This is a genomic window from Kaistia granuli DSM 23481, from assembly GCF_000380505.1.
Lineage (GTDB): Bacteria > Pseudomonadota > Alphaproteobacteria > Rhizobiales > Kaistiaceae > Kaistia > Kaistia granuli.
Genome location: NZ_AQYH01000002.1, coordinates 1 through 21624, shown reverse-complemented (window position 1 = coordinate 21624; position 21624 = coordinate 1). Strand labels below are relative to the sequence as shown.

Sequence of the window (21624 nt, the reverse complement as noted above, 5' to 3'; positions counted from 1 at the left end):
CCGATTCGAAGGCTAACGCTTAATGGTTAACAAATTCTGATTCGTGCTCACAAGGGCCTCAGGCGATTTATTCGGAAATCGCCTGACGTCTTTGAGATTCCGAACGATTTGGTGTGGATTGCACCATTTCATTCAATTGCACGAAATCCGGTAACCAATTGGTCGGACTCACGGAATTAGGATGAAGGCACCGCAGGACAGGTTTACCCGCCCTTAAGCCCTCCTGCGCCATGATTAACGCGAGACGTAAATGAAAGGTTAGCGCGAGGTCGGTGGCTTAAGGTTTTGACAAGTTTGATGGCCATTTGGCAGCGACAATGGGGAAAACTCCCGTCGTCACCGCCTGCTTCGCGGCGCCCGCGTCTCAGTGTTCCAGGGAGTAACGAGTATGAAGTCGCGTGAGAGCCTCATTCGGCTGAAGCGGTTCCAGGCCGACGAGAAGCGTCGGCAGGTCAACCAGATCCAGACCATGGTCGCCGAGTTCGAGCGCATGGCCCGGGATCTCGAGGACCAGATCAATGTCGAGCAGGAGCGGGCCGGCATCCGCGATACCTCCCATTTCGCCTATCCGACCTTCGCCAAGGCGGCGATGCAGCGGCGCGATAATCTCCGCGCCTCGGCGCAGGATCTCGAAAGCCAGCTGACGGCCGCCCAGGAAGGCCTCGACCTGGCGCTCGACGAACTGAAGAAGGTCGAGCTGATGGCCGTGCGCGACCAGGACCGCGAACGCGGCACGACGGCCGCCGCCGGACAGCGACCGCATGCGCCGGATCTCGCCGCCCGCCGGGCAACCCGTGCGGCCGCCGCCGAGCGGCGTTCCTGGTAACCGTCCGTCAGCAACGCGTTAACGCTTCAGTCCGATGACGCCGGATCGATGAGCGCGACATGCGGGCCCGCCGTGCGCGGCAGATGGCCCTCGAGGCGCGGATCGGTCGAGACCTCGATCGCCAGCTTGAACGGCGCGAAGCCGGATCGCCTGTAGAAGCGCAGGGCGGCCGGATGGTCGAACGAGCAGGTATGGAGCCAGACGCGCTCCGTTCCCCCGTCCCAGGCGGCGGCAAGCGCTGCATTCATCAACTGCCGCGCCGCGCCGGTACCGGTCGCCTCGGGCACGACGCCGAACATGGCGATCTCCACATTCGAAGGCCCGCCTTCGCCGCGATGCAACTCGGCCAGGCCGATCGGTTCGCCGTCTTCCTCGAGGAAATGGATCTCGGTCGTCGGCTTGGCGAGAATCGCCGCCAGCTTGTCATCCGGCATGACGGCGCGCGAGAACCACAGCCAGTCCATGCCGATCCGCGAATAGAGCTTCCGGTAGGCGGCGAGGTCCGGTTTCTCCACATGGCGCACCGTGCGGCCGCTGGAGATACCGGTGTCGAGACCAACCGGCGGCGCCGTCATTTCCAGGTAGGTGACGACATTGGCGATCCGGCCGTGCGGCAGGTCGGTGTAGCCGTCGAGGTCGAGTGCGATCGTATCGGTCATTCCGGCATTTCCCGGTCCAGCAGATAGCGGGCGGCGGCGATCATCGTCGGCCGGATGTTCGCACGCGCGGCGAAGACGAGCAGCAGCGCCTCGTTCTCGAGGAAATATTCCAGCACGCCGGCGAGAAAGCCCGGATCGCCGGCGGCGTCGCGCAGCGTTTCCGGGCCGAGGCCCACCAGCGCCAGGAAGCGGCCGAGCTCCTCCGGCTCCGACGCCAGGAAGGCGAGCCCCTCGATCGCCAGCCTCTCGGCACCCTCAAAGTCGAGCGGCGGCTCTTTCTGCCGGATCATCCATTTGCCTTTCCGAAACGAATCTTCGCTAACTTCACCTTCGATACCATCTAGTAGACGCCGTCGACGGGATCGAGGGCTGCAAGAAGGGGCGAATGGCAAAGACCGTTCTCGTGGTGGAAGACAACGAGCTCAACATGAAGCTCTTCCACGACCTGCTCGAAGCGCATGGCTACAACATCATCCAGACCCGCAATGGTCTGGAAGCGCTCGACCTTGCCCGCAAGCATCGTCCCGACCTGATCCTGATGGACATCCAGCTGCCGGAGGTTTCCGGGCTGGAAGTGACGAAATGGATCAAGGAGGACGACGAATTGCGCGTCATCCCGATCATCGCCGTCACCGCCTTCGCCATGAAGGGCGACGAGGAACGCATCCGCCAGGGCGGTTGCGAGGCCTATCTCTCCAAGCCGATCTCGATCGGCAAGTTCATCGAGACGGTAAAGACCTATATCGGCGACAATTGAGTCATCGGCCCGGCTGGAGCCTCTCCCGTGGGATGGGGACGCGCGCGCCTCCGGGCGAGGGCTATCGGGACAGTTTCGACCCGCGGCGCCGCCGAAGGCGACTTGTGCGCTGCCCAGCCGACTATCCACCCTCGGCGTCATCCCCGCGCAGGCGGGGATCCATGCAGCCGCGTTCTTCGATCGATAGCTCGGGCCGACGAGGCGGGTCTGTACCCGGTCCCGAATCCATTCGGCTTCCGCGGAATGGATTCGGGATCTCCGCTGCGTCCGGGGTGACGGCGGGGGTGGGGCTGCAGACTTCTCTGCCGTCAATGTCGATGGCTCTGAGGTCGCCAGGCACCCCGGCCATCATCCGCCCAACAAAAAAGGCGCCGAAGCGGCGCCTTTTTCGAAAGTCATGAAACCGATCTTACTTGATCTTGGCTTCGCGGAACTCGACGTGCTTGCGCGCGACCGGGTCGTACTTCTTGGCCGAGAACTTCTCGGTCATGGTGCGCGAGTTCTTCTTCGTGACGTAGAAGAAGCCGGTGTCAGCGGAGCTCACGAGCTTGATCTTGATCGTGGTGGCCTTGGCCATGGTCAAACCTCAAAATTGTTGCGCGCAGCGTAGCAAGAACTGGCCCGGCGCCTTTGTGCGCGCACCCTACGGATTCAGGATCGAAAGTCAAGAAAGGTTCTGCGCGCGGCGCGTTCGTCCCATGCGAATGATCAGCATCAGCAGATAGGCGGCGAAGAACGCGCCGAACCCGACGGCGAAGCCGTGCGGATTCCAGATGTCCATGGCGACACCCAGGGTGGCAGGGCCGATCAGCCCGCCGAGCGAGTAGCAGAAGACGAAGGCGGCATTGGCGGCGGCGAGGTCCGCGCCGGTGAAGCGCGAGCCGAGATGGGCGAGGCCCACCGTATAGAGCGAGCCGATGACGCCGCCCCAGAGGCCGAGCGCGATCATGAAGGGCCAGAACGACCCAGCCACCACCGGCAGCACAGCGGCGCCGAGCAGGCCGAAGGCGGCGATGATGGTCAGCAGCCGGCGCCGGTCCATCCGGTCCGACAGCATGCCCATCGGCATCTGCAGCAGGATGTTGCCGACCGTCACGCCGATGCCGAGCAGGATGACGAGATCGCGCGCATGGCCGACGCGCTGGCCGTAGATCGGCAGCAGCGCGAAGGCGCCGCTCTCGATCGTGCCGAACAGCAGGGCTGCTCCCGTCGCCGCGGGCGCCAGGAACAGATATTTGCGGAAGGCGTGCTTCTCGCGATGGTCGAGCCGCGGCGCGACGCGCATTCCGGCCAGAACCGGCAGGACGCCGAGTGTCAGAACGATGGCGCCGACGGCGAAGGGCAGCATGCCGCGCGTGCCGGTCAGCGACAGAATCACCGGCCCGAGCGCGAAACCGCCCGACAACATCGAGGCGTAGAGTCCCATGACGAAGCCGCGCCGGGCCGGCGGCGCGGCGGAGCTGATCCAGAATTCTGACAGCACGAAGGTGATGGTGATGGCGGCGCCGGCGACGAGACGCAGGATGAACCAGGCCCAGAACGGCGAGAGGTAGAAGAGCGGCAGCGTCGCCGCCAGCAGCAGGATCGCCAGCGCCAGAAGCTGGGCGGTGCCGATTCGCGCCGCCAGCTTCGAAACGAAGGGCGTGATGGCAATCGCGGCCAGGCCCCAGGTCGCGGTGTTGAGGCCGATCCAGGTCGACGAGATGCCCCGGTCTTCCAGCGTCAGCGCCAGGAGCGGCAGGGTAATCGAGAAGCCGAGGCCGACAGCGGCGACCGATCCGATGGCCGCCACGAGTCCGATCGTGCCGCCGCCATCGGTCCGTCGCTCGGGTGCCATGGTCATGTATTCGCCTCGGAGAACTGGATGCGGAGTCTTGGATTGCGGAGGCTTGCGGTGCCGGACGCCGGAGGGGCCCGGTCATGCAATGACGGCGCCCTTCTAGACGCTGCGCCGGCCGGGGTCGAGAGGGAACGACTAGCGGCTGTCCGGCGCTCGCGGCGCGAGACCGTGCTCGTCCGGATCGCCGTCCGGGTCGAAGCCGTGCATGTACAGCGCCCATTGTAGCCCGACGACCGATCCCTTGACCGGCTGGAGCAGGCCGATGGTGAGCAAGGCTGTCAGCGGCAGCCAGATCGCCAGATGCGTCATATTCGACAGATGCCACGTCATCTCGACGAGAAGCATCAGCGGCACGACGATGTGGGCGACGATGGTGATGGTGAAATAGGGCGGCGCGTCATCGGCCTGCTGGTGCGACAGGTCCTCGCCGCAGGCGTCGCAATGGTCGACCGCCTTGAGATAGCGATGGAACAGGCGGCCCTGGCCGCAGGCAGGGCACCGGCACGTGAAGCCTCGGCCCAGCGCTTGCCACAACGCGCGTTTGGGTCGCGCCACCGCAGCCGAACTACTGATCCATTCGTTCATGCGCTTCTCCTCGTCGCGGTTGATATCGCGACTGCGTCCCGTGGTACAAGCCGACGCGGCAATCCACCGCGTCGGTGGCGGAGGCGGCTTGCCCTTTGCGGGCGATGGCGGCAGACAGGCGGCGTGGCCGGGCAGCGCGACAAAAGACGGTTGAACGAGCCCCGCGGCCTTGTCGCCCGGGACGACTCTCAATATAGGGATCGCTTCAAATGAACGCGCTCAAATCAAGTCCCGCCGCAGTGTTCGCGCAACGCCACCTGCTAGGCATTGAAGGTCTCCTGCCCGAGGAGATCATCGCCCTTCTCGATCTCGCCGAACAGGCCGTCGAAGTCAGCCGCCAGGTCGAGAAGAAGAAATCCGTCCTGCGCGGACGCACCCAGATCAACCTGTTCTTCGAGGCCTCGACGCGGACGCAGTCCTCCTTCGAGCTCGCCGGAAAGCGCCTCGGCGCCGACGTCATGAACATGTCGGTCGGCTCCTCCTCGGTGAAGAAGGGCGAGACGCTCGTCGACACGGCGATGACGCTGAACGCGATGAACCCGGACATCCTGGTGGTCCGCCATCACGCCGCCGGCGCGGTGCACCTCCTGGCGCAGAAGGTCGGCTGTTCGGTGATCAATGCCGGCGACGGCGCGCACGAGCACCCGACCCAGGCGCTGCTCGATGCGCTGACGATCCGCCGCCACAAGGGGCCGATCCACGACCTGACGGTGGCGATCTGCGGCGACATCCTGCATTCGCGCGTTGCCCGCTCGAACATCATGCTTTTGAACGCACTCGGCGCGCGGGTCCGCTGCATCGGCCCGTCGACCTTGCTGCCGAAGGGGCTCGACCGCCTTGGCGTCGAGATCTTCACCGACATGCGCAAGGGCCTCGCCGGCGCCGACATCGTCATGATGCTGCGCCTGCAGCGCGAGCGCATGGACGGCTCCTTCGTGCCGTCGGTGCGAGAATATTTCCACTTCTTCGGCCTCGATGCCGAGAAGCTGGCCTTCGCCAAGCCCAATGCGCTGGTCATGCATCCCGGCCCGATGAACCGGGGCGTCGAGATCGACTCGGCCATCGCCGACGGGCCACAGAGCCTGATCCGCGACCAGGTCGAGATGGGCGTCGCGGTCCGCATGGCGGTGCTCGAGGCACTGGCCCAGAACCTTCCAAACGGATGAGGGCGATATGAACTCCGAGCGCCTGAACCCGAGCGAGCGTCCGCTCGTCCTCACCAATGCCCGCGTCATCGATCCGTCGCGCAAGCTTGACGCCGCCGGCACCGTGATCATCGCCGATGGCGAGATCGTCGCCGCCGGCCCCGAAGCCGACGCGCTTCCCCGTCCCGATGGCGCCGAGATCGTCGATTGTCGCGGCAAGGTCGTCATGCCCGGCCTCATCGACATGCGCGTCTTCGTCGGCGAGCCCGGCGCGGAGCATCGCGAGACCTTCGCCTCGGCCGGCCATGCCGCCGCCGCCGGTGGCGTCACCACGATCATCACCATGCCCGACACCGATCCGGTGATCGACGACGTGGCGCTGGTCGACTACATCGCGCGCCGCACCCGCGACACGACGCTGGTTCGCGTCATGCCGATGGCCGCCGTCACCAAGGGGCTCAAGGGCCGCGAGATGACGGAATTCGGCCTGCTGCGTGAAGCCGGCGCCGTCGGCTTTACCGAGGGCCGTCATTCGATCACCAATGCGCTGGTGCTGCGCCGGGCGCTGACCTATGCGCGCGATTTCGGCGCGCTGATCATGCATCACCCGGCCGATCCGGACCTGACCGGCTCGGGCGTGATGAACGAGGGCGAGACGGCGACGAGACTCGGGCTCTCGGGCATTCCGAAGGAAGCCGAAATCATCATGCTGGAGCGCGACGTCCGCCTCGCGGCGCTGACGCGCGGGCGCTATCACGCCGCCCAGATCTCCTGCGCCGAGTCGCTCGAGATCATCCGCCGCGCCAAGAAGGCGGGGCTGGCGATCTCCTGCGGCGTCTCGGCCACCCATCTGGCGCTGAACGAGCTCGACATCGGGCCGTACCGGACCTTCTTCCGCCTGTCGCCGCCGCTGCGCTCCGAGGATGACCGCAAGGCGATGATCGAAGGGATCGCGGACGGCACCATCGACGTCATCGTCTCGAGCCATGACCCGCAGGACGTCGACACCAAGCGCCACCCCTTCGCGGAAGCGGCGGATGGCGCGGTCGGCCTCGAGACCCTGCTCGCGGTCGGGCTGCGGCTCGTCAACAATGGCGAGGCGGATCTGCTCGCGGTGGCGCGCGCGCTGTCGACCCGTCCGGCCGACCTGCTCGGGCTTCCCGGCGGAAGGCTGACGCCGGGCGCGCCGGCCGACATCATCCTCGTCGACCCGGCCATGCCGTGGGTCTGCGACGGCGAGAAGCTCAGCTCGCGTTCCAAGAACACGCCGTTCGAGGGCGCGCGCTTCGAGGGCCGGGTGCTCCGGACAATCGTTGCGGGCCGCACCGTCTACGCTTACGCTGCCGGCTGACGGGGGACGCGCCCGGCGTCGGCCACAGCGAGCCGGCGTCCGCGCCATAGGATTTGAGTTCGGGGGAATGACCATGTCGCAGCCGTTCGGCTGGGATCTCAGCACGCCGCTCGTGCTCGCGGCGCTCGTGCTCGGCTATCTGCTCGGATCGATTCCGTTCGGGCTGATCCTGACCCGCGCCGCCGGTCTCGGCGATGTCCGCGCCATCGGTTCCGGCAATATCGGCGCCACCAATGTGCTCCGGACCGGCAACAAGAAGCTGGCCGCCGCGACGCTGATTGGCGACGCGCTGAAGGGCACGGCCGCCGTGCTGCTCGCCGGCCATTTCTGGGGAGCCGAGGCGGCGATCCTCGCCGGCTTCGGGGCCTTCATCGGCCATGTCTTCCCGGTCTGGCTCGGCTTCAAGGGCGGCAAGGGCGTCGCGACGTTTCTCGGCGTGCTGATCGGCCTCGCCTGGCCGATCGCCATCCTGTTCGCCGCCGTCTGGCTCGCCGTCGCCTATTTCAGCCGCTATTCGTCGCTGGCCGCCCTGATCGCCAGCGTCGCCGTGCCGCTGACGCTGCTGGCCGTCGGCGACTATCCCAAGGCGCTGCTGTTCGCCGTGCTGACGCTGATCCTCTGCTACAAGCATCGGTCCAATATCGGCCGGCTCCTCTCCGGCAGCGAAAGCCGGATCGGCCAGAAGGGCTGACGGGATGGCGCGCGGGGCCGACGATCCACCCCGCGCCGACCGCCTGACCGATGCGCAACGCCTCGCCGACGACGAGCTTCTGGCCTGGCTGCGCCTGATCCGCAGCGAGAATGTCGGTCCGGTGACGTTTCGCGGCCTGATCGATCATTTCGGCTCCGCCACCGAGGCGATCGCCGGCCTGCCGGATCTCGCCGCGCGCAGTGGTCGCCGGGTGCGCGTCGCCGGGGCCGGTGAAGCGGAGCGCGAGCTGGCAGCGCTCGCCCGCGCCGGCGGACGATTCCTCGCCGTTCCCGAGCCGGACTATCCCGCCTGGCTGCGCGAGATCGACGCCGCGCCGCCGCTGGTCGCCATTCGCGGCGATCCGGCCATCCTCTCCCGTCCCGCCATCGCCATCGTCGGCGCCCGCAATGCCTCGATCGCCGGTCGGCGCATGGCGGCGCTGCTGGCGCGCGATCTGGGGGAGGCCGGCCATGTCATTGTCTCCGGGCTGGCGCGCGGCATCGACGCGGCGGCGCATGAGGCGGCGCTCGCATCCGGCACGGTCGCTGTCTTCGCCGGCGGGCTCGACCGGCTCTATCCGCCGGAGAACGCAGCACTCGCCGATCGCATCCTGGCGTCCGGCGGTGTCCATCTCTCCGAAATGCCGCTCGGCTGGGAGCCGCGGGCGCGGGATTTCCCGAGGCGCAACCGCCTCGTCTCCGGCATCGCCGCCGGCGTCGTCGTCGTCGAGGCGGCCGAGCGTTCGGGATCGCTGATCACGGCGCGGCTCGCCGGCGAGCAGGGCAGGGTGGTGTTCGCCGTGCCCGGTTCGCCGCTCGATCCGCGCGCCGCCGGCGCCAATCGCCTGATCAAGCAGGGCGCCCATCTGGTGACGGGCGCCGCCGACATCCTGGAAATCGTCGCGCCGATGCTGACGCGGGAGCCGTTGGCAGCGGTCTGGCGAGGGGGCGGGCCGGATGCGGCCGGCTTGGCGGAGCGGGCGGATCCGGGCGATCGCGACCGGGATCTGCTGATCGAGGGCCTGGGGCCGGTGCCGACGGAAATCGATGCCCTGATTCGAGGCACGGGCCTCGCGGCGGGCGTCGTGCAGGTCCTGCTGCTGGAACTGGACCTGGCCGGGCGGATCGAACGGCATGCCGGACAGCGTGTGTCGCTGCTGGACCAGGGGGCGTCCTGACTAGGGGGCGTCCTGCGATGCCGGAACGGGATCGGGGACTTTCGCCTCGGCCGGCATTGCCACCTGGTTGCGCAAGGCGCGGTTGGTGGAGCGGGCTTCCTCTTCGGCGACCGAGAGGAGATAGGCGAGGAGGGAGAGGTCTGCATTGGTGGCAAGGACCTTCAGATCCCTCGCCATTTCGGCCAAGTAGCCGGATACGGTCAATTGCCGCGTATCGATGGGCTCGGTCAGCGCCATCGTCGCGGCGCTTGCATCCTCGAACGGCAACGCCATATTCCGTGACCTCGACCCGGTTAAATTCGACTAGCAAGAATATAGTTCCGTTTTTGAACTATATGCAATCTGACTGATCGCGCAGTTGCCAAATGAGCCCTTCATTGACAGGCAAGGTGCTTTCCGGGATTGTCCAGCCCGATTGCGCCCACCCTCGTGGGATCGGCGGAAATCCGCCTCGTTCCAATTCCTCGCCGGATCGGGCCCTTCGCCCGTTCGGCCTTTTCGTAAATGGCATTGATGAATCTCGTCATCGTGGAATCGCCCGCAAAGGCGAAAACGATCAACAAATATCTAGGCTCGTCCTACCAGGTCGTGGCTTCCTACGGTCACGTCCGCGACCTGCCGTCCAAGGACGGCTCGGTGCTGCCGGACGAGGATTTCGCCATGAGCTGGGAGGCGGACCCGAAGTCCGCCAAGCGCCTGGTCGACATGGCCGCCGCCGCCAAGGCCGCTGACCGCATCATCCTCGCAACCGATCCGGATCGCGAAGGCGAGGCGATCTCGTGGCACGTTCTGGAGGTGCTGAAGCAGAAGCGGGCGATCAAGGACAAGCCGGTCGAGCGCGTCGTCTTCAACGCGATCACCAAGCAGGCCGTCCTCGAGGCGATGAAGAACCCGCGCCCGATCGACGAGGCTCTGGTCGACGCCTATCTGGCGCGCCGCGCGCTCGACTATCTGGTCGGCTTCACGCTGTCGCCCGTGTTGTGGCGCAAGCTGCCCGGCGCCCGTTCGGCCGGCCGCGTGCAGTCGGTGGCGCTCCGCCTCGTCTGCGACCGCGAGAACGAGATCGAGATTTTCAAGCCCCGCGAATACTGGTCGCTGCTGGCAACGCTGGCGACGCCGCGCGGCGACGAGTTCCAGGCCCGCCTGGTCGGCGCCGACGGCAAGAAGATTAGCCGCCTCGACGTCGGCACGGCCGAGGAGGCGGAGGCCTTCCGGGCCGCCCTCGATGCCGGCCGCTATCAGGTCGCCGAGATTGAATCGAAGCCGGCCAAGCGCCATCCCTTCGCGCCCTTCACCACCTCGACGCTGCAGCAGGAGGCGAGCCGCAAGCTCGGCTTCGCGCCGAACCGCACCATGCAGCTGGCGCAGCGCCTGTATGAAGGCGTCGACATCGGCGGCGAGACGGTCGGTCTCATCACCTATATGCGTACCGACGGCGTCGACATGGCGCCGGAAGCCGTTGCCGCCGTGCGCGGCGTCATCGGCCAGGATTTCTCGGCCAAGCACCTGCCCGGCGCGCCGCGCAAATACCAGGTCAAGGCGAAGAACGCCCAGGAAGCGCACGAGGCGATCCGTCCGACCGATCCGCAGCGCCGCCCGCGCGAGGTCGCGCGCTATGTCGACCAAGACCAGGCCCGCCTCTACGAGCTGATCTGGAAGCGCACGGTCGCGAGCCAGATGGAATCGGCCGAGATGCAGCGCACCGCGGTCGACATCCTCGTCGATGCCGGCGGTCGCAAGATCGATCTGCGCGCCTCGGGCCAGGTCATGACCTTCGACGGCTTCCTCGCCCTCTATAATGAGGACAAGGACGATGACGGCGACGACGATGAAGGCCGTCTGCCGCGCATGGAGAAGGGCGAGGTCCTGACCAAGAAGGCGATCGCCGCCACCCAGCACTTCACCGAACCGCCGCCGCGCTACAGCGAGGCGACGCTGGTGAAGCGGATGGAAGAGCTTGGCATCGGCCGTCCCTCGACCTATGCGGCGACGCTTGGCGTGCTGCAGGACCGCGAATATGTGCGGATCGAGAAGAAGCGCCTGGTGCCCGAGGACAAGGGCCGCCTCGTCACGGCGTTCCTGCAAAGCTTCTTCTCGCGCTATGTCGAATATGATTTCACCGCGGATCTGGAAGAGAAGCTCGACCAGATCTCGGCCGGCGAGATCGCCTGGAAGGACGTGCTGCGCGAATTCTGGCAGCGCTTCGCAGCCGATGTCGGCGAGACCAAGGAACTGCGTGTCACGCAGGTCCTGGACGCGCTCAACGATTTGCTCGGCCCGCACATCTTCCCGGCCCGCGCCGACGGCGGCGACCCGCGCGCCTGCCCGTCCTGCGGCGCCGGTCGCCTGTCGTTGAAGCTCGGCAAGTTCGGCGCCTTCATCGGCTGCTCGAACTATCCGGAATGCCGCTTCACCCGCCAGCTGGTGGCGTCGGGCGACGACGCAACACCGGGCGAGAATGGCGAGAACGGTTCCGTTCTCGGCGCCGACGGTTCGAAGGTCCTCGGCAAGGATCCGGCGACGGATCTCGAGGTGACGCTGCGCACCGGTCGTTTCGGTCCCTATGTCCAGCTCGGCGAGCCCGAGGGCAAGGAAAAGCCGAAGCGGTCGAGCCTGCCCAAGGGGTGGGATGCGGCGAGCCTTACGCTTGAAAAGGCCCTGGCGCTCCTGTCGCTTCCGCGCGAGGTCGGCCTGCATCCCGAAGACGGCAAGCCGATCCAGGCCGGTATCGGCCGGTATGGTCCGTTCCTGTTGCATGACGGCAAATACGCCAACCTTGAAAGCGTCGAAGAGGTCTTCGAGGTCGGCATCAACCGCGCCGTCGCGGTGATCGCCGAGAAGAAGGCGCGGGGCGGACGTCCGGCTCGGGCCGGCGCCGAGCCCTTGAAGACGCTTGGCGACCACCCGACATTGGGTGGGCCGATCACCGTGCATGCGGGCAAATACGGCCCCTATGTCAAACACGGCGCCGTCAATGCGACGCTGCCGAAGACGCTGCCGCCGGAAACCGTGTCGCTCGACGAGGCTGTCGCCCTGATCGCCGAGAAGGCGGGCAAGGCACCGGTCAAGAAGACGCGCGCGGCGGCGAAGCCGAAGGCTGCGGCGACCGCGAAGAAGGCACCGGCCAAGAAGGCCGCCGCCAAGGTCGCGGCCGAGGACGGCGTTTCCGAAAAGGCTCCCGCCAAGAAGGCCGCCGCCAAGAAGGCGCCGGCGGCGAAGAAGCCGGCTGCGACCAAGGCCGCGGCCAAGAAGGCAAGCACCGAGGCGGACGTCGAATAGGCGCTCGTCCCGGGACGCGTTAACGAGGCCGGCTGTTGCCAGAAGTGGCGCGGCCGGCCATTCTCATTTCTCCCCCTGGGAGAGGAGGGGCTTCCGCCCCATCCACACCCCATTCCGAACTGGACATTATTTACTTGGCCAAGAAGCCAGAAACTCCCCCCAAAGCCGCCAAGGTCCGGACGCCCGGCGCGAGATCCGCGACGCGTTCCGCCGCCTTCGCCAAGGCCTCCGGCAAGCCCGTGGCCCCCGTCGCCCCGCCCGCCAACGGCATGCCGTCGCGCGAGGCGATCCTCGCCTTCATCGCCGAGCACCCCGGCAAGGCGACCAAGCGCGAGATCTCGAAGCATTTCGGCATTTCCGGCGGTGCCCGCATCGCGCTGAAGCGCACGCTCAAGGAATTGAGCGAGGACGGTCTCGTCGAGAAGAACCGCAAGAAGCTGACCCGTCCGGGCGATATCCCGCCCGTCACCGTCCTTCTCATCGTCGAGCGCGACGAACACGGCGAATTCGTCGCCCAGCCCGTCAACTGGGACAGGGATCATGGCGATGCGCCGCGCGTCCTGATCCGCGCCAATCGCGGCAAGCCGCTGGTTCCCGCGCCCGGCATCGGCGACCGCGTGCTCTCCCATGTCGATCCCGCCGATCTCGAAGAGACGGGCTTCGCCCATACCGGCCGCATCATCAAGGTGCTCGAGAAGCGGGCCGCCTCGATCCTCGGCGTCGTACGGATCACGCCCGGCGGCGCCCGCATCGAGCCGGTCGACCGCAAGCAGAAGGAAGCCGACGTCGAGCCGGACGATCTGAACGGCGCCAAGGACGGCGATCTCGTCTCCGTCGAGCCGAAACGCGCCACGCGCTACGGCCCGCCGCGCGTCCGCGTCGTCGAGATCATCGGCGACATGTCGAGCGAGAAGGCGGTCTCGATGATCGCCATCCACGCGCACGACATTCCCTATATCTTCCCGCAGCAGGTTCTCGACGACGCCGAGAAGGCGAAACCGGCGAAGATCTCCGGCGGTCGCGAAGACTGGCGCGAGGTACCGCTCGTCACCATCGATCCCGCCGACGCCAAGGATCATGACGACGCCGTCTATGCCGAGCCGGATCCCGATCCCGAGAATCCCGGCGGCTATCTGGTCACCGTCGCGATCGCCGATGTCGCCTGGTATGTGCGGCCGAACTCGGCCCTCGACCGCGAGGCGCTGAAGCGCGGCAACTCGGTCTATTTCCCGGATCGCGTCGTGCCGATGCTGCCGGAGCGGATCTCGAACGATCTCTGCTCGCTGCGCGAGGGCGAGGACCGCCCGGCGCTGGCGGTGAAGATGCAGTTCACCGCCGAGGGCAAGAAGAAGTTCCACTGGTTCCACCGCATCATGATGCGGTCGGCGGCCAAGCTCGCCTACAGCCAGGCGCAGGACGCCATCGACGGCCGCCCGGACGACAAGACCGGGCCGCTGCTGGAGCCGATCCTGAAGCCGCTCTGGGCGGCCTATGCCGTGATGAAGCGCGGCCGCGACAACCGCGAGCCGCTCGATCTCGACCTGCCGGAGCGCAAGGTGATCGTCGGCGCCGATGGCGGCATCGACCGGATCGTCGTTCCCGAACGTCTCGACGCGCACAAGCTGATCGAGGAGTTCATGATCCAGGCCAACGTCGCGGCCGCCGAGACGCTGGAGCGCAAGGGTTCGCCGCTAGTTTATCGCGTGCATGACGCGCCGTCGCTGGCCAAGCTCGAGGCGCTGCGCGAGTTCCTCGCTTCGATCGAGATGAACCTGCCGAAGAGCGGCAATCTCCGGCCGAGCCACTTCAACCTGATCCTCGACCGGGTGAAGGACAGCGAGCACGCCGCCCTCGTCAACGAGGTGGTGCTGCGTTCGCAGAGCCAGGCGATCTACAGCCCGGAGAATATCGGCCATTTCGGCCTCAATCTGCGCCGCTACGCCCATTTCACCTCGCCGATCCGCCGCTATGCCGACCTGATCGTCCACCGCGCCCTGATCCGTTCGCTGGAGATGGGCGAGGGCGGTCTGCAGGACGGCATGGAGAAGGATCTCGAGGCGATCGCGCAGGAGATCTCCGGCGCCGAGCGTCGCGCCATGGCGGCCGAGCGCGAGACGATCGACCGTCTCGTCGCGCATTGGCTGGCCGACCGGATCGGCGCGCATTTCCACGGCCGCATCGCCGGCGTTACCCGGGCCGGCCTGTTCGTCAAGCTCGACGAGACCGGTGCCGACGGCTTCGTGCCGATCGGCTCGATCGGTTCGGACTATTACCAGTTCGACGAGGCCCGCCAGGCCGTGATCGGTTCGCGGACCGGCGAGATGTTCCGTCTCGGCGACGCGGTCGAGGTCAAGCTGGTCGAAGTGGCGCCGGTCGCCGGCGCGCTTCGCTTCGAGCTGATGTCCGACGGCAAGATGCTGCCCAAGGGAGAGCGCAAGGTGGCGGATAGCGGCGCGTTCCGGGGGCGCGGCGGCCGGCCGGCAGGCGGTTCGTTCAAGGGAAGGCCGGGAGGCAAGCGCCGCTGAGGCAGGATCGGCCGGGATCGTCGAATTCCGGATCGGTTCCTGCGCCCAAACAAAGAGTTAGGGATCCCGTCGTTTCCGATCGAAGCAGCGGGATCTCGGTAAATCTCATCGTCTTGAGGCAAGACACCCGCGCCTTTTGCCCCTATTAACCTTGGCGGGCCATAAGGGACGCGGGCCGAGGACGGGGCAGGGAGTCGCATGGTTTCGCCGGATTACGAGACGCACGAAGTCAACAACCAGGTCGCGTTCCGCGTCGGCGCGAACCTCTATGCGTCCGACCCGGTGCTCGCCGCCCTTGTCGAGGGCCTGCCGCGTCCGGTCGTCGAGGGGCTGGCGGCGCATGGCGCGCAATGGGGATCGGCGGAAATGGCCGATCTCGGCCGTCTCGCCAACCACGTGCCGCCCGTCCTGAAGACCTATGACGCGACCGGCAAGCGCGCCGACCTGGTCGAATTCCACCCGGCCTATCACGCCCTGATGCGGCGCAGCGTCGCCGCCGGCCTGCAGGCGTCGATCTGGGACGCCAGCGGCGACGAGGCGAGCGTTCGCGCCGTGGCGCGCGCGGCCCGCATCTACATGACGGCGCAGGTCGAGGCCGGTCATGTCGGCGCCATGTCGCTGACCAGCGCCAGCGTCGCGGCCCTCGCGCATGCGCCGAAGCTCGCCGAAACCTGGCTGCCGATGATCCGCTCGCGCCGCTATGATTCGCGTGTCATCCCGGCGGCGCAGAAGGCGGGCGCGCTGTTCGCCTTCGCCACCACCGAGAAGCAGGGTGGTTCGGACCTGCGTTCCAACACCACGCGCGCCGATGCGCTCGGTGACGGCAGCTACCGGCTCGTCGGCCACAAATGGTTCGTCTCGGCGCCGATGAGCGACGCGCTGCTGGTGCTTGCGCAGACGCTGGAGGGTCTCTCCTTCTTCCTGGTGCCGCGCTTCCTGCCCGACGGCAAGCGCAACCCGATCCGGCTGACGCGGCTGAAGGACAAGCTCGGCACGCGCTCCAACGCGGTCGCCGAAGTCGAATTCCCCGGCACGACCGGTTTCCTCGTCGGCGAGGCGGGACGCGGCGTCTCGACCATCAACGAGACGGTGACGCTGACCCGCGTCGACAGCGCGCTGACGTCGGCCGGCATCGCCCGTGCCGCGCTGTCGGAGGCGGTGCATTATGCCCGCCATCGCCGCGCCTTCGGCGCGCCGCTGCTCGACCAGCCCCTGATGACCCGCGTCCTCGCCGACATGGCGCTCGACGTCACCGCCTCGGCGGCGCTCGCCTTCCGCCTGGCGGAAGCCGTCGACCGCTCGCATGACGATCCGGTCGAGGCAGCCTTTGCCCGGCTGATGACGCCGGTGGTCAAGTACTGGATCACCAAGGTGACGCCGTCGATCGTCGCCGAGGCGATCGAATGCGTCGGCGGCAATGGCTATGTCGAGGAAAACCACCTGGCGCGGCTCTATCGCGACGCGCTGGCGCCGGCGCTGGCCGACGGCCCCGGCAACACGCTCTGCCTCGACGTGATGCGCATCCTGCGCCGTTCGTCGGATTCGCTCGAGGCGGTGCTTCGGGTGATCGAGGACGGCCTCGGCCAGGCGGCGCGTTCGACGCTCAACGTGCTGCGGGCGGCGACCGCCGTCGGCCTGGCGGACGAGGGCTCGGCCCGCATCCTGGTCGAGCAGCTCGCCATGACGGTGGCCGCCGCCGCGATGCGCCGCCGCTTCCCGGCCGTCGTCGCCGATGCCTTTCTGGAATCGCGTCTCGGCAAGCCGTGGCGTTCGACCTACGGCATGCTCGACGCCCGCTTCGATGCGCGCGCCTTTGTCGACTATATCTGCCCGAAGGTCTGATCGGACGCTTCGTCGCGGTCGCGCTTCAGCTTCTGCATGCGGTCGAGCGCGCCCTGCAGGATGAAGCCGGCCGCCATCTTGTCGACCAGCTCGCCGCGCCGCTTGCGGCTGGTATCGGCCTCGAGCAAGGTCCGCGTGACGGCGACCGTCGACAGCCGCTCGTCCCAGAACGACACCGAGATCTCGATCTTCGGCAAGAGATTGCGCACGAAGGCGCGCGTCGCCTGGGCGCGCGGCCCTTCCGAACCATCCATGTTGAGCGGCAGGCCGATGACGATGCCGGCGACCTGACGCTCGCCGATCAGCTTGATCAGTGCCTCGGCGTCCTGCGTGAACTTCACGCGGTTGATCAGCACCAGCGGCGAGGCGATGCGCCGGCCGAGATCGGAGATGGCGACGCCGATCGTCTTGGTGCCGAGATCGAGTCCGATCAGGGCTGCGGCCGGCGGAAGCGCCTGCTCGAGTTCGGTCAGGTCGAGGATCGTGCCGGCCATGGTGTCGCCTTCAGATGTAGATGACGGCGACGAAGCCGAGGATCACGAGGATCGTGCCGACGATCATCACGGTGGAGAAATGCTTGTCGATCAGGGCGCGCGCCTGCGGGCCGAAGGCATAGAACAGCCCGGCGACGACGAGAAAGCGCAAGCCGCGCGTGATGATGCAGGCGATGACGAAGGTCCAGAGGTTCAGGTGCGCGACACCCGACGCGATCGTCACCAGCTTGAACGGGATCGGCGTCAGTCCCTTGGCGACGATGATCCAGCCGCCCCATTCGTCGAAGCGCAGCTGGAAGGTGTGGAAGGCTTCCTGCAGATTGTAGAAGGCGATGACCGGCGCGCCGATCGTCTCGTAGAGGCCATAGCCGATGGCATAGCCGAACAAGCCGCCGACGACGGAGGCGACGGTGCAGACCAGCGCCGCGATCCAGGCGCGCTCGCGCCGGGCCAGCACGATGGCGGCGAGGATCGGATCGGGCGGGATCGGGAAGAACGACGCTTCGGTGAAGGAGACCACGGCGAGCAACCACAGCGCATGCGGCCCGGCGGACATGACCATGATCCGGTCGAACAGGCGCTTCATCACGCCGCGACGTCGGATCTCTGAGGCGCTCGCTTCCATGTCCGTCCCATTCCCTCCGGTCGATTGGTCCCGCCCTTATCAAGGATCACGCCCGGCGCGGCAAGCATCCGGGTGGCGCGGCTTGGTCAATTCGGCGCGTGTCGCCATATTGAGACGGAAAATCCCGACAGAACCGCGACAGAAGGACGACGCGACATCATGCAGCTCACCTGGCTCGGCCATTCCGCCTTTCATTTGGAGATCGACGGCGCCGTCATCCTGATCGATCCGTTCTTCACGGGAAATCCCGCCTTCGCCGGCGATACGGCGCGCTGGACGCGCGGCCTCACCCATATCCTGCTGACGCATGGCCATGGCGACCATCTCGGCGACACGGTGGCGATCGCCAAGGCGACCGGCGCCAAGGTCGTCGCCGACGCCGATCTCGCCGATTTCGTTGCGCGCAAGGGCGTCGCCAAGGTCGATCCGATGAATTCCGGCGGCACGACGGACCAGGGTGCGTTTCGCGTGTCGCTAACGGTGGCGCATCATTCGTCCGCGACGCTCGACGAAAACGGCGTGTCGCATTCGCTCGGCCATCCGCACGGCCTCGTCATCGCGGCCAAGGGCGAGAAGACGCTCTATCACGCTGGCGACACCGACATCTTTTCGGACATGGCGCTGATCGACGAGATCTACCAGCCGAAGATCGGCATCCTGCCGATCGGCGACCGTTTCACCATGGGCGGCGCCGTCGCCGCCTTGGCGGCGCGCCGCTTCTTCCATTTCGAGACGGTTATCCCCTGCCATTACGGCACGTTTCCGCTGATCGACGCGACGGCGGACAAGTTCGTCGCCGCCATGCAGGGTGCCGAGACGAAGGTGGCAGTGCCGGCGGTCGGCGAGACACTGACGCTCTGAGGGGGCGGTTAGCGCCAACACCCACCCGCAGCTCGGCGTCATCCCGGGCGGAGACCCGGGATCCATTCAGCCGGGTTGATAGGAAAGCGAGCCTCCCCGCGCCTCGGCTGAATGGATCCTCGCTTTCGCGAGGATGACGGCGGAGGGTGGCGAAGGAAGGGGAGCTCTCCGTCACGGTCGCAAAAAAGAAAAGGCCGGCGAAACGCCGGCCTTTTCGGTTCTTGTGGCTCGGCCGGGGTAACGGCCGGCGATCTATTGGCGATATTGCTGAATCCGCGTCGTCCTGAGCCCGGCGAGGCCGTGCTGGTCGATCGATTGCTGCCAGGAGATAAACTCCTCGACGGTCAACGTATAACGCTGACACGCCTCTTCAAGGCTGAGCAGGCCCCCCCGCACCGCCGCGACAACTTCCGCCTTACGGCGAATAACCCAACGCTTCGTGTCACGCGGCGGCAGATCCGCAATCGTAAGCGGACTTCCGTCCGGTCCGATGACGTATTTGACGCGCGGACGCATTTGATCGGTCATTCTACTCTCACACTCAACCTGACCTTGTCGAAAGCGAGACTACGACGTCGGCTTTAAAAATTGGCTAAACCGTCGGCAATCATTCGGTAAGGTTTGCAACGACCTGCAACCGGCCGCCGAATGGCGGATTGCTCTCGTTTGCGGGGCGAAGAAACGGCCGGATCGTGCCGGTTTCCCGGCCTTTCCCTCGCATTTTGGCGGGTTTGCGGGGCACTCGCGCCTTGAAGATGACGCGATCGACATTATAGTCCGGCCCTAACGCGGCGTAGCCGCCTCACGCGTTCCAGCCGCTGCTTTGAAAAAAGAATCGTGCGGCGACACGGCAAAGCAGTGACCACCATGTTGAACAGTCTCGATCTTCCCGGCCGCCCCGAGGACACGCGCATCGTCGTCGCGATGTCGGGCGGCGTCGATTCTTCCGTGGTGGCCGGTCTCCTGAAACGCGAGGGCTACGACGTCGTCGGCATGACGCTGCAGCTCTACGATCATGGCGAGGCGACGCATCGCAAGGGCGCCTGCTGCGCCGGCCAGGACATTCACGACGCCCAGCGCGTCGCCGAGCGGCTCGGCATCCCGCACTACGTGCTCGACTATGAGGAGCGCTTCCGCAAGTCGGTGATCGATCGCTTCGCCGAGAGCTACATCGCCGGCGAGACGCCGATCCCCTGCGTCTCCTGCAACCAGACGGTCAAGTTCTCCGATCTCCTGACCACGGCCCGCGAACTCGGCGCGGCGGCGCTGGCGACCGGCCATTATGTCCGCAGCGGTCTGCTCGACAATGGCCATCGCGGCATGTTCCGCCCGGCCGATCTCGACCGCGACCAGAGCTATTTCCTGTTCGCGACGACGCCCGAGCAGCTCGATTTCATCCGCTTTCCGCTCGGCCGGCTGACCAAGCCGGAAACGCGCGAGATCGCGCGCGAGCTCGGGCTCGAGATCGCCGACAAGCATGACAGCCAGGATATCTGCTTCGTGCCGAGCGGCAAGTATTCCGACGTCATCGAGCGGCTGAAGCCGGGCGCCGCCGAAGTCGGCGACATCGTCCATCTCGATGGCCGCGTCATCGGCCGTCACGAGGGCATCATCCACTATACCGTCGGCCAGCGGCGCGGCCTCGGCGTCGCCGCCGCCGATCCGCTTTATGTCATCCATCTCGATGCCCGCCGGCAGCGCGTCATCGTCGGCCCGCGCGAGGCGCTCGCCGCCCGCCGGCTGGTGCTGCGCAACGTCAACTGGCTGGGCGACGCGCCGCTCGAGGCGATCGGCGCCGACGGCATTGAGATCTTCGCCCGCGTCCGCTCGACGCGGGCGCCGCAGCGGGCGCGCATCGTCGTCGAGAACGGCGAGGCGCAGGTGTCGCTGATCGATGGCGAGACGGGTGTCGCACCCGGCCAGGCCTGCGTGTTCTATGCGGGCGAAGGGGAGGGCGCGCGGGTTCTCGGCGGAGGCTGGATCGCGCGCGCCGAACGGGATGGCGAAGCCGAGGCAGCGCTCCGGCGCCTGATCGTGCCCGACCATGTCGCAGCAGCTTGAGGGAGAGCAATGCCAGAATTTTTTGAGGACGTCGCCCGCAAGTGGAAGTCGTTCGCCGACAACCGCAAGCGTTCGGCGCGGATCGACGAGAGCGCCGTCCGCAGCACCTATGCCCGCTGGGCGCCCGTCTATGACCGGGTCTTCGGCTATGTCTTCGATTCCGGCCGCCGCGCCGCCGTCGCCTTCGTCAACGAGCTGCCGGCCGGCCGAATCCTTGAATGCGGCGTCGGCACCGGCATCTCCCTGCCGCATTACCGCGCCGACCACCGCATCACCGGCATCGATCTCTCGCCGGAGATGCTCGACATCGCCCGCGAGCGCGTCACCACCGGCCCGCTCGACAATGTCGAGGCGCTGGAAGTGGCCGACGCCGGCGATTTGCCGATGGCAGATGGCAGCTTCGACACCTCCGTCGCCATGTTCGTCCTGACGGTCGTGCCGGATCCGAAGGCGGTGATGGGCGAGCTCGCCCGCGTCACCCGGCCGGGCGGCGCCGTTGTGCTGGTCAGCCATTTTCCGGAACAGAAGGGCTGGCGCGGCTGGCTCGGCGAGACGCTGGCGCCGCTTTCCGCCTCGCTCGGCTGGCACATGGATTTCGACATTGGCCGCATTCTCGGCCGTTCCGACCTGCGTCTGGTCGACCGCCGGCGGGTCGGTCCGATCGGGTTTTTCACACTCCTCGTATTCGAGCGTGTGTGAAGCGCTGTCGATGCTTGACAGGGCTTGGCCCCGCTCCCTATAAGCGGGCCATTCCAGCCGGCGCGGCGCGCCGGTCCTGGGGCGGAGTAGCTCAGCTGGTTAGAGCAGCGGAATCATAATCCGCGTGTCGGGGGTTCAAGTCCCTCCTCCGCTACCAAATCTCTCAATGAGATCAGTACGTTGCAAGGCGCCCTCCGAGGCGCCTTT

General features: G+C 66.8%; 21 protein-coding genes and 1 tRNA gene. 13 read left to right on the top strand and 9 right to left on the bottom strand.

What is annotated here, in order from left to right; translation table 11 throughout:
- The first annotated feature begins 388 nt into the window (after nt 1-388).
- Nucleotides 389-826, top strand: coding sequence for a flagellar export protein FliJ (locus tag G342_RS0101160; protein WP_018181264.1), 438 nt, complete (start codon nt 389-391; stop codon nt 824-826).
- Between the two features lie 26 nt (nt 827-852).
- On the opposite strand, the gene G342_RS0101155 is transcribed toward G342_RS0101160, so the two are convergent.
- Both G342_RS0101155 and G342_RS0101150 read right to left on the bottom strand, forming a co-directional pair.
- Entirely contained in the window at nt 853-1485 is a 633-nt protein-coding gene (locus G342_RS0101155) for a GNAT family N-acetyltransferase (RefSeq protein ID WP_018181263.1), read from the bottom strand.
- Nucleotides 1482-1775: a DUF3572 domain-containing protein gene (locus G342_RS0101150; RefSeq protein ID WP_018181262.1), complete on the bottom strand. Its 294-nt coding sequence runs from the start codon at nt 1773-1775 to the stop codon at nt 1482-1484. The genes G342_RS0101155 and G342_RS0101150 overlap by 4 nt, the downstream gene beginning before the upstream one ends.
- Nucleotides 1776-1870: 95 nt before the next feature.
- On the opposite strand from G342_RS0101150, the gene G342_RS0101145 reads away from it, so the two are divergent.
- Nucleotides 1871-2242, top strand: a complete 372-nt coding sequence (locus G342_RS0101145; protein ID WP_018181261.1) for a response regulator — start codon at nt 1871-1873, stop codon at nt 2240-2242.
- A 409-nt stretch (nt 2243-2651) separates the two neighbouring features.
- Here the strand turns inward: G342_RS0101145 and rpmG are convergent, their stop codons facing one another.
- The 3 genes from rpmG to G342_RS0101130 form a co-directional block, all read right to left on the bottom strand.
- The gene (rpmG, locus tag G342_RS0101140; RefSeq protein ID WP_018181260.1) at nt 2652-2819 is read right to left on the bottom strand and encodes a 50S ribosomal protein L33; all 168 of its coding nucleotides are present in this window, start codon (nt 2817-2819) and stop codon (nt 2652-2654) included.
- Nucleotides 2820-2906: 87 nt separating this feature from the next.
- Entirely contained in the window at nt 2907-4085 is a 1179-nt protein-coding gene (locus G342_RS0101135; protein ID WP_018181259.1) for an MFS transporter, read from the bottom strand.
- A gap of 132 nt (nt 4086-4217) precedes the next feature.
- Nucleotides 4218-4667 carry a DUF983 domain-containing protein gene (locus G342_RS0101130; protein ID WP_018181258.1) on the bottom strand — a complete coding sequence of 150 codons (450 nt, stop codon included), beginning with the start codon at nt 4665-4667 and terminating at the stop codon, nt 4218-4220.
- A 209-nt stretch (nt 4668-4876) separates the two neighbouring features.
- Between G342_RS0101130 and G342_RS0101125 the strand changes: the two genes are divergently transcribed.
- From G342_RS0101125 to dprA, 4 genes are all read left to right on the top strand, one after another.
- Complete coding sequence (locus tag G342_RS0101125) at nt 4877-5833, top strand: aspartate carbamoyltransferase catalytic subunit (RefSeq protein ID WP_018181257.1); 957 nt, start codon at nt 4877-4879, stop codon at nt 5831-5833.
- 7 nt (nt 5834-5840) lie between these two features.
- A complete protein-coding gene (locus tag G342_RS0101120) occupies nt 5841-7163 on the top strand; it encodes a dihydroorotase (protein ID WP_018181256.1) in 1323 nt (440 codons plus the stop codon).
- A gap of 73 nt (nt 7164-7236) precedes the next feature.
- Nucleotides 7237-7854, top strand: a complete 618-nt coding sequence (plsY, locus tag G342_RS0101115) for a glycerol-3-phosphate 1-O-acyltransferase PlsY (protein WP_026303998.1) — start codon at nt 7237-7239, stop codon at nt 7852-7854.
- 4 nt (nt 7855-7858) lie between these two features.
- Complete coding sequence (gene dprA, locus G342_RS0101110) at nt 7859-9031, top strand: DNA-processing protein DprA (protein ID WP_018181254.1); 1173 nt, start codon at nt 7859-7861, stop codon at nt 9029-9031.
- On the opposite strand, the gene G342_RS25080 is transcribed toward dprA, so the two are convergent.
- The gene (locus tag G342_RS25080) at nt 9032-9304 is read right to left on the bottom strand and encodes a hypothetical protein (RefSeq protein ID WP_026303997.1); all 273 of its coding nucleotides are present in this window, start codon (nt 9302-9304) and stop codon (nt 9032-9034) included. It abuts the gene before it with no gap.
- 240 nt (nt 9305-9544) lie between these two features.
- Between G342_RS25080 and topA the strand changes: the two genes are divergently transcribed.
- The 3 genes from topA to G342_RS0101085 all read left to right on the top strand — a co-directional run bounded on the left by topA (nt 9545) and on the right by G342_RS0101085 (nt 16677).
- The gene (gene topA / locus G342_RS0101100) at nt 9545-12310 is read left to right on the top strand and encodes a type I DNA topoisomerase (protein ID WP_026303996.1); all 2766 of its coding nucleotides are present in this window, start codon (nt 9545-9547) and stop codon (nt 12308-12310) included.
- Nucleotides 12311-12444: 134 nt separating this feature from the next.
- Nucleotides 12445-14835 (top strand): ribonuclease R, encoded by a 2391-nt coding sequence (rnr, locus tag G342_RS22860; RefSeq protein ID WP_018181251.1) that lies wholly within the window; start codon nt 12445-12447, stop codon nt 14833-14835.
- 198 nt (nt 14836-15033) lie between these two features.
- Nucleotides 15034-16677, top strand: a complete 1644-nt coding sequence (locus G342_RS0101085) for an acyl-CoA dehydrogenase family protein (protein ID WP_018181250.1) — start codon at nt 15034-15036, stop codon at nt 16675-16677.
- On the opposite strand, the gene ruvX is transcribed toward G342_RS0101085, so the two are convergent.
- Both ruvX and G342_RS0101075 read right to left on the bottom strand, forming a co-directional pair.
- A complete protein-coding gene (ruvX, locus tag G342_RS0101080) occupies nt 16656-17171 on the bottom strand; it encodes a Holliday junction resolvase RuvX (RefSeq protein ID WP_018181249.1) in 516 nt (171 codons plus the stop codon). The two genes, G342_RS0101085 and ruvX, sit on opposite strands and share 22 nt — an antisense overlap.
- A 10-nt stretch (nt 17172-17181) precedes the next feature.
- Nucleotides 17182-17796: a YqaA family protein gene (locus G342_RS0101075; RefSeq protein ID WP_018181248.1), complete on the bottom strand. Its 615-nt coding sequence runs from the start codon at nt 17794-17796 to the stop codon at nt 17182-17184.
- A gap of 159 nt (nt 17797-17955) precedes the next feature.
- On the opposite strand from G342_RS0101075, the gene G342_RS0101070 reads away from it, so the two are divergent.
- A complete protein-coding gene (locus G342_RS0101070; RefSeq protein ID WP_018181247.1) occupies nt 17956-18657 on the top strand; it encodes a metal-dependent hydrolase in 702 nt (233 codons plus the stop codon).
- A gap of 252 nt (nt 18658-18909) precedes the next feature.
- Here G342_RS0101070 and sciP read toward each other — a convergent pair whose 3' ends face one another.
- Nucleotides 18910-19185, bottom strand: coding sequence for a CtrA inhibitor SciP (gene sciP / locus G342_RS0101065; RefSeq protein WP_026303994.1), 276 nt, complete (start codon nt 19183-19185; stop codon nt 18910-18912).
- A 342-nt stretch (nt 19186-19527) separates the two neighbouring features.
- Between sciP and mnmA the strand changes: the two genes are divergently transcribed.
- From mnmA to G342_RS0101050, 3 genes are all read left to right on the top strand, one after another.
- On the top strand, nt 19528-20718 hold the full coding sequence (gene mnmA, locus G342_RS0101060; RefSeq protein WP_026303993.1) for a tRNA 2-thiouridine(34) synthase MnmA: 1191 nt from the start codon (nt 19528-19530) through the stop codon (nt 20716-20718).
- Nucleotides 20719-20727: 9 nt separating this feature from the next.
- Nucleotides 20728-21417 (top strand): class I SAM-dependent methyltransferase, encoded by a 690-nt coding sequence (locus tag G342_RS0101055; RefSeq protein ID WP_018181244.1) that lies wholly within the window; start codon nt 20728-20730, stop codon nt 21415-21417.
- An 80-nt stretch (nt 21418-21497) separates the two neighbouring features.
- A tRNA-Met gene (locus G342_RS0101050) sits at nt 21498-21574 on the top strand.
- The last annotated feature ends 50 nt before the right edge of the window (nt 21575-21624 follow it).